This is a genomic window from Qipengyuania sp., from assembly GCF_043423005.1.
Lineage (GTDB): Bacteria > Pseudomonadota > Alphaproteobacteria > Sphingomonadales > Sphingomonadaceae > Qipengyuania.
In genome coordinates this window covers 1-12,541 of record NZ_JBHWMI010000038.1, presented here as the reverse complement: position 1 = coordinate 12,541, position 12,541 = coordinate 1, and the positions used below count along the sequence as shown (strand labels likewise).

Sequence of the window (12,541 nt, the reverse complement as noted above, 5' to 3'; positions counted from 1 at the left end):
ACGCTTTTCCCACCCTATACCGAAGGAACCCGTCATGGCGGTCACCCGCACCTTTTCGATCATCAAGCCCGATGCCACCCGCCGCAACCTGACCGGCGCCGTCACCAAGATGCTGGAAGATGCCGGCCTGCGCGTCATCGCGTCCAAGCGCATCCGCATGACCGAGGAGCAGGCCAAGGGCTTTTACGAAGTGCATAAGGATCGCCCGTTCTATGGCGAACTGGTCGACTTCATGATGAGCGGCCCGGTGGTGGTCCAGGTCCTCGAGGGCGAGGATGCGGTCAAGCGCAACCGCGACATCATGGGCGCGACCAACCCGGCCGATGCCGCAGAAGGCACCATTCGCCACACCTATGCCGAAAGCATCGAAGCCAATTCGGTCCACGGGTCGGATTCGGACGAGAACGCGGCCAACGAAATCCGCTTCTTCTTCGACGACAGCGAAATCGTCGGCTGACGATCAGACCACCCGGTGGGCGCGGCGCAATGCAACGCATCGCCCGCGCTGACCGGATGGTTGCAAGAGAGTTGCCTTACCCAAACATAGGATAATAGGTTTCGCCGCGTGTGTGTGGTAACGACGCGACACGATGGCGTGGCCTTTTTCCTTCTCCGGCGATACCCGGCGCACGCGGCTGAAGATTGTTCGCGCGTTCTTCGCCGCAGTCAACGCCTGCCGTCAGGATGAAGCGGCGAGCCTGCTGGCCGATGATTTCGTCATGAGCGATGCCGGGGGCAGCAGCATCGGGCGGGACGGCTTTCTCGAACGTGATCGCAGGTTCCGGCAGATCTATGGCAATCCGCAGATCGCCATCAAACAGCTGAGCGACAGCGGCGGACAGATCCTCATGACCGGTCATATCGACAGCAACTACGAAGCTGTCGGAGGTCCGATCCTGTGCCGATTGCTGGTTCGCGAGGGAACCATCTGCCGCATCGAGGTCATGCGTGAAGGCGGTCTTCTGACGCTGTCCCGGTTCCACCCGGTCAAGGCGTCGCAGCCCTCCGCAGCCCATCCCGCCTAGCCAGCGGCACGCCGGCCAATTCGCCCGGCTTCACTGGCGGTCAGACCGAAGCCGGCGATATCGCGGCTGTGGTGCCGATGCCAGTCGCCTTCGCTCCGTGCCAATTCGGCCTCCATTGCGGCCAGCGCGGCATCGGTCAGTTCGGCGCCGAGTGCATCGTACACCGCTCGCATGGCCTCGCGCCAATCGCGGTTGAGCTGTTCGAAGGTCACCCGGGCTACGGGATTGGGCAGCTGCGCCAGCGAGGCGTTCAGGCGACGCTCGCGCATGGCGATCTTGCGCATCCATGCGCTCTCGATCGGGGCGAGCGCCGGGGCGCACGTCTGGAACGCGCTCTGACAGGCGACCATCGATACCGCGCTCGCCCAGACGGCGTTCTGTTCGCGTGCGGTGCTGACGATCCGTGCCCCGGGAAACTGCGCGACGAGTGCCGGAAGATCCTCGCTGAACTGCGGGCACTTCAGGATCCGCGTCCGATCGGCATTGCCATGATGGGCTGCATCGGTGCGCAGGATGCGGGCGAACTCGGCATAGACCGGGGCGGGATCGCGCCCCTCGCTCCAGCTGACATACGAAGGGACGTGCCACTGCGCTTCGTAGGATGGAGGCGAAAGCGCACTGGCGAGCCAGCCGATCTCCTCGTCCACCCGGGTAGGCGAAAAGGGGTGCAGGGTATCGAGCCAGGGGTTGATCCGGCGGGCCATCGCCAGCGCCGCACGCGATATCAGCGGGCGCAGATCGGGCCGGGCAGGGACCGGATGGTGGCTGTCGCAAAACCGCGTGCCGCAATGCGCGGGATCGGCGGCGAGGAGGCGGTGAACCCGGGTCGTCCCCGAACGCATCTGCCCGGCGACGATTATCGGAGCAGCGATGGCGGTACGCGCCAGTTCGGGCCGGGTGCGCCACAACCGGCCAAGCGCGTGGCGCTCGCGAATGGCCTTCTTGAGCTGGCCATAGGCCATGGTGTGGCCCAGGGCATTGAGATCGGCTTCCTCGCGTAGCGAATGGCACAGCCGCGCAAGCCGCTCGCGAAAATCGTCCACCTCGTCCGCCGACCGGCAGGAGACCTCGTCCTCGGACGTGTAACCCCGGGCGCCGATCTGCCACAGGAACTCCGGATCGAGCGGCGGTTTAGGCGTGATCTTGCGATCCCACAGCTCCTTGATGAGGCGGTCGGCCCGGCAGGCGAAGGGCGATACGCTCAGCGCGTGCGGGCGGGGCGGCGGCTGGCTCATTCCTCATCGTCCCGCGGCGGAAACCGGCGCATCAGAAGATGGCGCACGGCATGAACGGCAATAAAGACCCCGCCCACGATCAGGATGCTCTGTATCAGCGACCCACCGCCATTCTCGTCCGGCTGCGGCCCCGCGCCGCGCCAGGCGACATAGGCGAGACCCGCCGCAGCGATTGCAAAGAACAGGATCGGACGCGGATCGCGCAAGGCGGTCAGTTTCCGTTACTCGCCGGGAGGGTTCGCGCCACAGCAGCCGGGGCAACGCTGCGCCAGCTGCGTTCGAGCCAGGCGGCGACATCGTCCCAGTCCAGCCCTTCGCGGTCGAGGATCACGCCAATCCATCCGCTCGCGCCGTAGTAGGCAGGCTTGAAGTAGGCTTGCGGCTGCGCCTCGACGAGGTCCAGCAGTTCGTCCATGCCGCCGGTCTTGACGAGCAGGGCGACGTGTTCCGAACCATGGTGCCGGTCGTTGAAATAGGCGAAATACCTGCCCGACGTCTCGCCGCCGACGCGCCAGCCGGGGGCGCCGTGGCTCTCGCGTTCGTGCGTCCGCGGCAGGGCGAGGGCGAGTTCGCGGACCCGGGCGAGGAGGTGCCCGGCATCCTGCGCCCGGCTGACATAATCCTGTAGCGCCGCGGGGTAGAGCTGATGCTCTGCAAACAGCACCCGGGCGGCGAGATCGTCGGCCGTATCGCCGGGCAGGATGGCAACCCGCAGTTGCCCCAGCACCTCGCCCGCGTCGAGTTCGCCGGTGACGAGATGCACCGATGCTCCGCCATGGCTGTCGCCCGCTTCGATGGCGCGCTGATGGGTATCGAGCCCGGGGTAGCGGGGCAGGAGCGAGGGATGGATGTTGAGCAGGCGCCCCTGCCACTCCAAGACGAACGCATCGCCCAGGATCCGCATATAGCCAGCGAGCGCGATGTACTGTGCCCCCGCCTCGCGCGCTGCCGCCGACATGGCGGCATCATGGGCCGCGCGATCCATTCCGCGGTGTGAAAGGGCGAAGGTCGTCACCCCTTCCGATGCGGCCAGTGCAAGCCCGGCAGACGCCGGATCGTTTGCCGCCACCAGCACGATCTCGTAGGCGGCACCGGGCAGCTGGCTGGCATACAGCAGCGCGGCCATGTTGGTACCGCGGCCCGAAATGAAGACGGCGACCCGCGCCTTGTCAGCCATGATGGCTGGCCGTCCAGTCCGCCCGGGCCGACCATGTTCCCGCCGAGCCGCGTACCGTGCAGCCCTTCTCGCCTTCGACGATTCGCCCCACCGGCAGCACCGTTTCGCCGGCCTGTTCGAGGCGGGTGCGAACGATCTCGGCCTGCGCCGGCTCGACCGCCAGCACCATGCCGATGCCGCAGTTGAAGGTGCGCGCCATCTCTTCGGGCTCGATATTGCCCTGGGCCTGGAGAAAGGACATCAGCCCCGGCTGCCGCCAGCCATCCGCGTCGACTTCGGCATGTGTCCCTGCCGGAAGGACGCGGGGGATGTTCTCCAGCAGCCCGCCGCCGGTGATATGGGCCAGCGCGTCGACAAGGCCATCGCGCAGCAGCGGCAACAGGGCCGCGACATAGATTCGTGTCGGCTCCATCAGGGCATCGCCCAGCAGCACGTCCTGATCGAACAGCGCGGGGCGGGCGAGCGACCAGCCCTTGTCCTGCGCCAGGCGACGGACCAGCGAATAGCCATTGGAATGGACGCCCGAACTGGCAAGGCCGAGCAGGACGTGCCCGGGGGCCACCCGCTCGCCGGTAATTTGCTGACCCCGCTCTACCGCGCCGACGCAGAAGCCGGCAAGGTCGTAATCGCTCGGCGCATACATTCCCGGCATTTCGGCCGTTTCGCCGCCGATCAGCGCACAGCCGGCGATCCTGCAGCCTTCGGCGATGCCGCCGATGACCCGTTCGGCAATTCCGGTCTCAAGCGTGCCGGTGGCGAAATAATCGAGGAAGAACAACGGCTCGGCGCCTTGCACGATCAGGTCGTTGGCGCACATCGCGACAAGATCGATGCCCACGGTATTGTGCCGTCCGGTCTCGATCGCCAGCTTGAGCTTGGTGCCCACCCCGTCGTTCGCGGCGACCAGCAACGGATCCTCGTAACCCGCCGCGCGCGGATCGAAAAAGCCCCCGAAACCGCCGATCTCGCCATCGGCGCCCGGGCGGCGGGTAGCCTTGACCAGCGGAGCGATCGCCTTGACCAGCGCGTTGCCCGCCGCGATCGATACCCCGGCCTGCGCATAGGTATAGGATGGGGTCTTGCTGCTCATCCTGGGTGCCTTCGCGCATTCGCGCTTGGATTTCCATATCCGATTGGGCAAAAGGCCGGCGATTTTCCCCATGCTGGCATCCCTGCTTCCCTCACGACCCGGGCGTTCCGCCATTGCCGCCGCCCTGGTCGGGCTGGCGGGATTGGGTGCGGGCGGGTGGTATGCATTCGCGCAAGTCGACGGCGAGCGGGGGATCGCACCGGTCGCGGCGACCAGCGATATCGAAGTGCGCGACATCGTGGTCGATGTGACGGCGGAAACCGGCGTCGCCGCCCGCGAAGAGGCCTGGGCCGAGGCGCAGCGCAAGGCGTGGGAGAAGATCGACGGACCCAGTCTTCCCGATTCGACGATCGATTCCCTCGTCTCGGCCATCGTGGTTCAGCGCGAACGGATCGGCCCTCGCCGCTATATCGCGACGCTGGGCGTGGTCTTCGACCGCGAACGGGCGACGAGCTTTCTGGGCGCCGCCGGCCAGATCCAGCGTTCGGCACCGATGTTGCTTCTCCCGGTGACCTTTTCGGGCGGCACCGCCCTCATGTACGAACGGCGCAACGAATGGCAGCGCGCATGGGCCGAATATCAGGCCGGGGCGAGCCGCATCTCCTATGTTCGGCCGAGCGGTTCGGGCGGCGAATCGCTGCTCCTCACCTATGGCCAGAGCGGGCGGCGCAGCCGGACCTGGTGGCGCAACGTGCTCGACCAGTTCAACGCCTCGGACGTGCTCGTGCCGATTGCCCGGCTCGATTATGCCTATCCCGGAGGTCCGGTCGAAGGGCGCTTCACCGCCCGCTACGGACCGGACTCGATCTTTCTCGACAGCTTCACGCTGACCGCGCAGAACCCGGCGCAGCTTCCCGCGATGCTGGATCAGGCAGTGGTTCGCTTCAACACCATCTTCGAACGGGCGCTTGCCGCCGGGACCCTCCGGCCCGATCCTTCGCTCAACATCGAAGGCGGCGAACTGACCCCGGCGGTCGCCCGTTTGGTCGAGCTTGGGCGCCGCTATCAGGCGCAGGATGCGGCGGCGGAGCGGGGTGCGGCGGCGGCGCGGCAGCCGGGCGAACGGGCGACGAGCGACGGGACCATCACCGATGCCCCGATCAACACTCCGCCGCCCGAAGGTTCGGTCGCGCTCTACACCGTCCAGTTCCAGACGCCCGACGCCGCCGCCTTCGATGCGATCCTGGGTTCGGTGCGGGGCACGCCCGGCGTCCGCAACGCCGGGACGCGCAGCACCGCGATCGGCGGCACTTCGGTGATGACGGTCAGCTATGGCGGGTCGATCGGCGAGCTCGCCGCCGCCCTGCGTGCGCGGGGTCTGAACGTGCAGCAGGGTGGCAGCGCGCTGCTGATCTCGCGCTGAGGCGCCGTCGTGGCGCAATTCGCTCTACCCCTGTCCGACGCTTTGCCCGGCGAACCGGCGCGGATCGTGATCGGCGCAGGCAATCGCGCGGCGATCGAGGCCTTGCGCAATCCGCGCAGCTGGCCGTTTAACACCGCCATCGTCACCGGCCCACCCCGGTCGGGCAAGAGCCTGCTGCTGCGCTGGTTTGCCGAACAGCACGAAGGCACGGTGATGGACGATGCGCCCGGTCTCGACGAGGCGGAGGTCTTCCACGCCTGGAACCGGGCGCAGGAAAGCGGGCGGCCGCTGCTGCTGGCCGCGGACGAGGGATCTTGGACAATCCGCCTGCCTGACCTCGCCAGCCGCATCGGGGCGGCGCTCCACCTTGCCCTTTCTCCTCCCGACGATGCCATGGCGGCGGAATTGATCATGGCGCATGCCGCGCGGCGCAAGCTGGCGCTGGGCGAGGGGGCGGCGGCCTATCTGGTTCCGCGGATCGAACGTTCGCACGCGATGATCGAGCAGGTGGTCGAGGCAATCGACCGTCTCAGCCTTGAACGAAAGGCCCCGCCCACCATGTCTGTCTGGCGGGACGCGCTCGATGCGGTTCAGGGACCGGAGCAAGGGCGCTTGCTTTGACCGCCCGGCAGTGAAAGACACAAGACATGCTGCAACGGCTGGTTGCCTATCTCGATTCCATCAAGGCCCGCGACCCGGCCCCGCGTTCACGCTGGGAGGTCTTGCTGTATCCCGGCGTCTGGGCGCTGGGGCTACACCGGGTTGCCCATTGGCTGTTCGAGGCCGAGCTGTACTTCCTCGCCCGGGCGATCAACCATTTCAGCCGCTTCCTGACCGGTATCGACATTCACCCCGGGGCGAAGATCGGTCGCAATTTCTTCGTCGATCACGGCTTTTCCGTCATCGGCGAGACGGTTCATATCGGCAATGACGTGACGATCTACCAGTCGGTGACGCTGGGGGGGACCAATCCCACCAACGGCATCGGCGGGAAACGCCATCCGACGCTGGAGGACGGGGTCATCGTCGGTTCGGGGGCGCAGGTGATCGGGCCGATCACGGTCGGCCGGCGGGCGCGGATCGGGGCCAATGCGGTGGTGACCGACGATGTGCCGGAAGGCGCGACGATGATCGGAATGAAGGCGCGCAGCACGCTGGTCCCGGCCGAACAATGGCTGCGCGAATTTCTGCCCTATGGCACACCCTGCGACGACCCTTGCGCACCGCAGCAGGACGCGGTCGAGCGGGTGGAGGCGGAATTGCGCGCGGAAATTGCCGCGTTGCGCGAAGAGATCGCGTTGCTGCGCGGCACGATGACCGCCCCCGGGCGCAGCGGGACCGACGACGGACGATGAGCGCCAACAGCACGGTGGTCGCCTTTCCCCAGCGGCATAGCGGCCAGGTCGGCTTTACCCGCGAGGAGCTGACACGCATTCTCGACCTGTATGGTCGCATGGTTGCGGCAGGCGAATGGCGCGATTACGCGATGGACTTCACCCGCGATGCGGCAAGCTTCTCGGCCTTCCGCCGGACCGCGGAACGGCCGCAGGCGCGGATCGAGAAACGGCCCTCGCTGCGCAGCCGGCAGGGGATGTGGACCCTGTTCGGCGAACACGGGCAGGTGCTGAAGCGCGGACACGAACTGCCCGGCGTCCTCGCCCCTGTCGAACGGCGGCTGGTGAAGGCCGTCGACAGCTGAAGACGCCGGGCGGGTTCGCTCAGCCCGGGACGACGCCCGCCACGGGGAGCCGGCCGCGCAAGGTGCCCGGCAGGGTTTCGATGACGGCGCGCCGGATCGGGGTCCAGAAGGCCGACAGCGTCAGCAGGGCCGAGCCGATCACCAGGGCCGTCAGCGCGAAATTCAGTTCGACCGCGCCGAAGCGGTCGAACAGGAAGGTGAGGGCCGCCAGCACATAGGCGAGTGCCGAGACGAGCAGGGCGCGCCGATCGATCGCCAGGGCGACGATGCCGAACACCACGTAGATGGCGATGACGATCACGGCGGTGCCGATCCCGGCCGCGTCGCCGTCCATGATGCCCAGACCGTAGAAGATCGGGTGTGCGATCATCGGTGCGGCCAGGAGATGAAGCCAGAAGGCGACGTCGCTGCGGCGCGTGGTTCTCTCCCGGTCGCTCATGTCCCAGCGCATCGCCAGGGCGAAAATGGCGAGACCGGACACGAACACGAGCGGCAGCAGCAGCCCTTCGCTTTCGGCGCCTTCGGCACCCGTGACGGAACTGATCAGCGCATTGATCAGCGAGATCGCCGTCACCGCCAGCGTCGCCGCGCCGGCTGCAACGGTGATGGGCACCTTGAAGCGCCGCCAGTGGAGCCACGCCGCCCCGGCCGCGATCAGGCCGGCCGCCGCGGCAACCAGCGCGCCGGCATTGTCATTGTCCATATCCGTCAGGACGCTGCCTATGCCCGCCACCGTCGCGAACACCGCGCCGACGAACGCGAGCAGCAACAGGATACTGGGAAAGGCCATCCGCCGCCGGCGCGTGAAGAATTCGGCCAGCAGCCACGCGGTCACCGCCACGAAGATACCGGCGAGGGAGACATAAGCCCCCTCGCTGTCGTTGTTGAATGCCCGGCTGAGTGACTGGCCGATCGCCCCGGCAGCCAGCAGCATGATCACCGCGCCGATCGCGACGAAGATATCGTTGAAGCTGTTGATGAGGCGAAAGCTTTCCTCATCGGTGCGCGGCATGTCGCGAACCTGCGTCATGTGCGCGCGGAACGATGCGGCGGCCTCCGGGGTCAGAGCCCCTGCGGAGACCGCCGAATTGAGATCTTCTTCCGAATACATTGACCATGCTCCCCCGTTTAGGAGGAAGCATAGGTCAGTGTATTAAGCAGTCAATACGGTTATTTGCGAGTCGACGACGGACCGCTTCCGGTGACTTTCTGCATTGCGGAAAGGATATTGCCCGACTGTTCGGCACCCGATTGCGGGGCTTTCAGATTGTCGAACCGGCTGATGTCGTCCCACCGTGCGGCAAAGCCTTCGACCGTGCGCTCGTCCTCCGTCAGCCAGACCGCGTCGTTCATGACCGTCCATGCGCTGTGAAAACCGCCCGCACCCGCGCCGACGATGGCATTGCTCGGCGCATCCTCGCTGACGAGGAATAGCGCGGCGGGAACGACGTTCACCGGATCGAACAGCTTGAATGCCTCTTCGGGGAACAGGTCCTGAGTCATCCGGGTGCCGGCAACTGGCGACAGCGTGTTGACCTTGATGTTGTACTTCGCGCCTTCGAGGTAAAGCGTCTTGGTCAACCCGGCGAGGCCGAGTTTGGCAGCCCCGTAATTGGCCTGCCCGAAATTGCCGAACAGCCCGGTGGAACTGGCCGTCATCAGAATGCGGCCGTAGGACTGCTCGCGCATGGTTTCCCAGCACGCCTTGGTCGCCATGGCCGAGCCGGTGAGGTGAACCTTGACGACGAATTCGAAATCCTCGGGGCTCATCTTGGCGAAGGTCTTGTCGCGCAGGACGCCGGCATTGTTGATCAGGATGTGCACCCCGCCGAACGTCTCCTTCGCGCGGGCAACCATTTCTTCCATCTGGTCGAATTCGGTAACGCTGTGGCCGTTGGCCATTGCCTGCCCGCCGGCCTGCTCGATCTCTTCGACCACCTTGGCTGCTGCATCGGACGTTCCCGTGCCATCGCGCGAACCGCCGAGGTCGTTGACCACCACCTTCGCCCCGCGCCGCCCGAGCTCCAGCGCATATTCGCGGCCCAGACCGCCGCCCGCGCCGGTGACGATGGCAACCTTGTCCTTGAAATCGATACTCATGGAGATGCTCCTGCTGAGGTTTACGTAAGGGTCAATCGGAAGGTGGCGTGGCACGTTCGCCGGCGCCTTGCAACTTGCAAACCCGGTCGCAGGCGGGGCGGCCACGCATGGGTCAGAGCCGTTCGAGCGCGGGGATCAGCTGGTCGAGCGTGTCGATGGCGGCATCGGCGGCGAAATCCTCGCGGGCGAGGTCGCAATAGCCATAGCACGCGGCAACGAACGGCACCCCGGCGGCGCGGGCGGCGTGCAGATCGTAGCTGCTGTCGCCAACGAAGACGAGCCGGCCCCCGCCGCACAGCCGGATCGTTTCATACAGGGGATCGGGCGCCGGCTTGGCCCGGCCCTTGCCCAGCGTATCGCCGCCGATGATGCAGGCGAATCGCTCCGCCAGCCCAAGCGTTTGGAGCACACCGCGCGCAAAGCTTTCGAACTTGTTGGTGACGATGGCCAGGTGCACCCCGCGCCCCGCCAGTTCGCCCAGCACGGTTTCGGCATGGGGGTAGGGCTTGGTCAGCACCGCGTTGTGCTCTGCGTAATGGGCGAGCATCAGTTTGTAGAGGCGGCGGAATTCATCATCGGGCACGCCGCCCTGGTCCTCCAGCGCGCGGGCCAGCATCGTCTTCGCCCCGCCGCCGATCAAATCCTTCGCGCTGCCCACCGGCACTTCGCGAAAGCCGCCTTCGGCAAGCGCATGATTGACCGATGCGCCAAGATCTTCGTGTGTGTCGAGCAGGGTACCGTCGAGGTCGAAGGCGACGATATCGAAGGGAAAGTCCGTCATGCGCGCGGCGGGTGCAGGATGCGCCTTCAAACTGCAAGCGAATGGTGGCATGGCCCCCGCCCATGGAGCCGACACGCCAATTTGCCGCCATCATCCTCGCCGCGGGCAAGGGCACCCGCATGAAGAGCGATCTACACAAGGTGCTGCACCCGATCGCCGGGCGACCGATGATCGCGCACCTGCTGGCGACGGTGGAGACACTGGCACCGGCGCGAAAGGTCGTGGTCGTGGGCGCAGGCCGCGAGGCGGTGGAGCAGGCGCTAGGCGAGACGGCGACCGTGGCCTTGCAGGAACCGCAGCTCGGTACCGGCCACGCGGTTCAGCAGGCGCAGGCCGCCCTCGACGGCTTTGCAGGTGACGTATTGGTGCTTTACGGCGACGTCCCATTCGTCGCCGCCGAGACGATGGCGGCCATGATCGACCGGCTCCACGCACCGGAGCGGGCCAAGGTCGTGGTTCTGGGGTTCGAGCCGGACGATCCGCTCGCCTATGGCCGCGTCATCGCGGACGAGGGCGGCAGCATCTCGCGCATGGTCGAATACAAGGATGCAAGCGAGGCGGAGCGCGCTTGCCGGCTGTGCAACTCGGGGCTGCTGGCCGCCAAGGCCGAGGATCTCTTCGCGCTGCTCGCTCGCGTCGGCAATGACAACGCGCAGGGCGAATACTACCTCCCCGACATCGTCAACATCGCCATTGCCGACGGCGAGCGCTGCGAGGCGCTGCGCACGTCCCGGCCCGAGGAAGTCGCCGGCATCAACAGCCGGGCCGAACTCGCAGCGGCGGAGGCGCAATGGCAGCAGTTGAAGCGCGAAGAGGCGATGGAGGCGGGCGTCACGCTGCGGGCGCCGGAAACGGTGTTCTTCAGCTACGACACCGAGCTTGCCGCCGATGTAACGGTCGAACCCAACGTCATCTTCGGTCCGGGTGTGACGGTCGCCAAGGGGGCGAAGATCCGCGCTTTCAGTCACCTCGAAGGAGCCGAGATCGGTGAGGACTGCGAAGTCGGCCCCTATGCCCGCCTGCGGCCGGGCGCAGTGCTTAAGAAAGGCGCGAAGATCGGCAATTTCGTCGAGATGAAGAAGGCGGTGATGGGCGAAGGGGCCAAGGCCAGCCACCTCACCTATCTCGGCGATGCAGAGATCGGAGCCGGGGCCAATATCGGCGCGGGCACGATCACCTGCAATTATGACGGCTATTTCAAATACCGCACCGAGATCGGCGAGCGCGCCTTCATCGGTTCCAACAGCGCGCTGATCGCGCCGGTCCGGATCGGCGCCGACGCGATCGTTGCGGCAGGCAGCGCGGTCAGCCGTGATGTCGAACCGGGCGAGATGCGCATGGTGCGTGCCGAGCAGCTGGTGAAGCCCGGCTGGGCCGACCGTTTTCATGACGCCATGCAGAAAAAGAAGTCGGCGGAGAAGAAAGGCTGAGCGAGCCTGCATCGGCCGGGGCTGACGGGCGCTGCTGGCTTTGTTCGCGCCCGCTGGGCCGGCGGGTCCAGCAGCATCACACGGTGCCAAACGCCAAGAAGGGGCGGGTCACCGTCGCATTGCATCCGATCTGTCACCGCGCGATCCATGCGAACTTCACCAATGCCGAACTGGCGCGGATGGGCGAAGACCGCGAGGCCCTGCTTGCGCGCGAGCCTGTTGCCCGCTTCGTCGCCTGGGTAGGCGACAAGCCGCCGGATTTTCGCGCCCCCACGCGGCGGCCGCGATGAAACGCAAAAGGGCGGCCCGTCAGAGCCGCCCTTTCTTTGCCATCAGCGAGGCTTCACTTGTCCTTATTGTCGTCCATCAGGCGCTGCATGAGATAGACCATCTGCAACGCTTGCAACTGCGCGCGCTGCTCGTTGTCGACCCCGCCGGAATGGCCGCCGGTGGTCTCCTCGTAATACCAGTAGGGCTGGCCCAGCGCCTTCAACTTCGCCGCACCCTTGCGCGCATGGGCGGGGTGCGTGCGGTCATCCGCGGTCGAGGCCCAGAGGAAGGGTTCGGGATAGTCCACCCCGCCAACCAGCTTCTGATAAGGCGAATACCCTTCGATCCAAGCGCGCTGCTCGGGGAAGTAT

16 protein-coding genes are annotated in these 12,541 nt (G+C 66.4%); 8 read left to right on the top strand and 8 right to left on the bottom strand.

The features are described 5' to 3' along the window. Positions 1-34 precede the first annotated feature (34 nt). A complete protein-coding gene (gene ndk / locus ACHFFA_RS06835) occupies positions 35-457 on the top strand; it encodes a nucleoside-diphosphate kinase (protein WP_394270099.1) in 423 nt (140 codons plus the stop codon). A 133-nt stretch (positions 458-590) separates the two neighbouring features. Further along, complete coding sequence (locus tag ACHFFA_RS06830; protein ID WP_394270098.1) at positions 591-1,025, top strand: nuclear transport factor 2 family protein; 435 nt, start codon at positions 591-593, stop codon at positions 1,023-1,025. On the opposite strand, the gene ACHFFA_RS06825 is transcribed toward ACHFFA_RS06830, so the two are convergent. The 4 genes from ACHFFA_RS06825 to purM are packed head-to-tail and all read right to left on the bottom strand — an operon-like array spanning position 1,022 to position 4,527. Further along, on the bottom strand, positions 1,022-2,260 hold the full coding sequence (locus ACHFFA_RS06825; protein ID WP_394270097.1) for a sulfotransferase family protein: 1,239 nt from the start codon (positions 2,258-2,260) through the stop codon (positions 1,022-1,024). The two genes, ACHFFA_RS06830 and ACHFFA_RS06825, sit on opposite strands and share 4 nt — an antisense overlap. Further along, the gene (locus tag ACHFFA_RS06820) at positions 2,257-2,466 is read right to left on the bottom strand and encodes a hypothetical protein (protein ID WP_394270096.1); all 210 of its coding nucleotides are present in this window, start codon (positions 2,464-2,466) and stop codon (positions 2,257-2,259) included. Before ACHFFA_RS06820 ends, ACHFFA_RS06825 begins: the two co-directional genes overlap by 4 nt. A gap of 5 nt (positions 2,467-2,471) precedes the next feature. Beyond that, a complete protein-coding gene (gene purN / locus ACHFFA_RS06815) occupies positions 2,472-3,437 on the bottom strand; it encodes a phosphoribosylglycinamide formyltransferase (RefSeq protein WP_394270095.1) in 966 nt (321 codons plus the stop codon). Then, complete coding sequence (gene purM / locus ACHFFA_RS06810; RefSeq protein WP_394270094.1) at positions 3,430-4,527, bottom strand: phosphoribosylformylglycinamidine cyclo-ligase; 1,098 nt, start codon at positions 4,525-4,527, stop codon at positions 3,430-3,432. Before purM ends, purN begins: the two co-directional genes overlap by 8 nt. 70 nt (positions 4,528-4,597) lie before the next feature. Between purM and ACHFFA_RS06805 the strand changes: the two genes are divergently transcribed. From ACHFFA_RS06805 to ACHFFA_RS06790, 4 genes are read left to right on the top strand one after another with little or no spacing between them, the layout of a single operon-like run. Beyond that, entirely contained in the window at positions 4,598-5,890 is a 1,293-nt protein-coding gene (locus tag ACHFFA_RS06805) for a heavy-metal-associated domain-containing protein (RefSeq protein ID WP_394270093.1), read from the top strand. 9 nt (positions 5,891-5,899) lie between these two features. Continuing rightward, positions 5,900-6,511, top strand: a complete 612-nt coding sequence (locus ACHFFA_RS06800; RefSeq protein WP_394270092.1) for an ATPase — start codon at positions 5,900-5,902, stop codon at positions 6,509-6,511. A gap of 26 nt (positions 6,512-6,537) precedes the next feature. Next, positions 6,538-7,245, top strand: a complete 708-nt coding sequence (epsC, locus tag ACHFFA_RS06795) for a serine O-acetyltransferase EpsC (protein ID WP_394270091.1) — start codon at positions 6,538-6,540, stop codon at positions 7,243-7,245. Further along, positions 7,242-7,589: a DUF2794 domain-containing protein gene (locus ACHFFA_RS06790; RefSeq protein ID WP_394270090.1), complete on the top strand. Its 348-nt coding sequence runs from the start codon at positions 7,242-7,244 to the stop codon at positions 7,587-7,589. The genes epsC and ACHFFA_RS06790 overlap by 4 nt, the downstream gene beginning before the upstream one ends. 19 nt (positions 7,590-7,608) lie before the next feature. On the opposite strand, the gene ACHFFA_RS06785 is transcribed toward ACHFFA_RS06790, so the two are convergent. From ACHFFA_RS06785 to ACHFFA_RS06775, 3 genes are all read right to left on the bottom strand, one after another. Further along, positions 7,609-8,700: a hypothetical protein gene (locus ACHFFA_RS06785; protein ID WP_394270089.1), complete on the bottom strand. Its 1,092-nt coding sequence runs from the start codon at positions 8,698-8,700 to the stop codon at positions 7,609-7,611. A gap of 59 nt (positions 8,701-8,759) precedes the next feature. Further along, a complete protein-coding gene (locus ACHFFA_RS06780; protein ID WP_394270088.1) occupies positions 8,760-9,689 on the bottom strand; it encodes an SDR family NAD(P)-dependent oxidoreductase in 930 nt (309 codons plus the stop codon). A 112-nt stretch (positions 9,690-9,801) separates the two neighbouring features. Next, positions 9,802-10,470, bottom strand: coding sequence for an HAD hydrolase-like protein (locus ACHFFA_RS06775; protein ID WP_394270087.1), 669 nt, complete (start codon positions 10,468-10,470; stop codon positions 9,802-9,804). Positions 10,471-10,532: 62 nt separating this feature from the next. Between ACHFFA_RS06775 and glmU the strand changes: the two genes are divergently transcribed. Together glmU and ACHFFA_RS06765 are read left to right on the top strand one after the other, a co-directional pair. Continuing rightward, positions 10,533-11,900, top strand: coding sequence for a bifunctional UDP-N-acetylglucosamine diphosphorylase/glucosamine-1-phosphate N-acetyltransferase GlmU (gene glmU / locus ACHFFA_RS06770; RefSeq protein ID WP_394270086.1), 1,368 nt, complete (start codon positions 10,533-10,535; stop codon positions 11,898-11,900). Positions 11,901-11,983: 83 nt separating this feature from the next. Beyond that, positions 11,984-12,190, top strand: coding sequence for a hypothetical protein (locus tag ACHFFA_RS06765; protein WP_394270085.1), 207 nt, complete (start codon positions 11,984-11,986; stop codon positions 12,188-12,190). Between the two features lie 53 nt (positions 12,191-12,243). Here ACHFFA_RS06765 and ACHFFA_RS06760 read toward each other — a convergent pair. Next, positions 12,244-12,541: prolyl oligopeptidase family serine peptidase (locus ACHFFA_RS06760; RefSeq protein WP_394270084.1), on the bottom strand; the 298-nt coding region annotated here is incomplete at its 5' end.

What these genes read in the sequence shown, in the direction of transcription:
- ndk (WP_394270099.1), top strand. Translation starts at nt 35, where the DNA reads ATGGCGGTCACCCGCACCTTTTCGATCATCAAGCCCGATGCCACCCGC.
- ACHFFA_RS06830 (WP_394270098.1), top strand. Translation starts at nt 591, where the DNA reads ATGGCGTGGCCTTTTTCCTTCTCCGGCGATACCCGGCGCACGCGGCTG.
- ACHFFA_RS06825 (WP_394270097.1), bottom strand. Translation starts at nt 2,260, where the DNA reads ATGAGCCAGCCGCCGCCCCGCCCGCACGCGCTGAGCGTATCGCCCTTC.
- purN (WP_394270095.1), bottom strand. Translation starts at nt 3,437, where the DNA reads ATGGCTGACAAGGCGCGGGTCGCCGTCTTCATTTCGGGCCGCGGTACC.
- purM (WP_394270094.1), bottom strand. Translation starts at nt 4,527, where the DNA reads ATGAGCAGCAAGACCCCATCCTATACCTATGCGCAGGCCGGGGTATCG.
- ACHFFA_RS06805 (WP_394270093.1), top strand. Translation starts at nt 4,598, where the DNA reads ATGCTGGCATCCCTGCTTCCCTCACGACCCGGGCGTTCCGCCATTGCC.
- epsC (WP_394270091.1), top strand. Translation starts at nt 6,538, where the DNA reads ATGCTGCAACGGCTGGTTGCCTATCTCGATTCCATCAAGGCCCGCGAC.
- ACHFFA_RS06790 (WP_394270090.1), top strand. Translation starts at nt 7,242, where the DNA reads ATGAGCGCCAACAGCACGGTGGTCGCCTTTCCCCAGCGGCATAGCGGC.
- ACHFFA_RS06785 (WP_394270089.1), bottom strand. Translation starts at nt 8,700, where the DNA reads ATGTATTCGGAAGAAGATCTCAATTCGGCGGTCTCCGCAGGGGCTCTG.
- ACHFFA_RS06780 (WP_394270088.1), bottom strand. Translation starts at nt 9,689, where the DNA reads ATGAGTATCGATTTCAAGGACAAGGTTGCCATCGTCACCGGCGCGGGC.
- ACHFFA_RS06775 (WP_394270087.1), bottom strand. Translation starts at nt 10,470, where the DNA reads ATGACGGACTTTCCCTTCGATATCGTCGCCTTCGACCTCGACGGTACC.
- glmU (WP_394270086.1), top strand. Translation starts at nt 10,533, where the DNA reads ATGGAGCCGACACGCCAATTTGCCGCCATCATCCTCGCCGCGGGCAAG.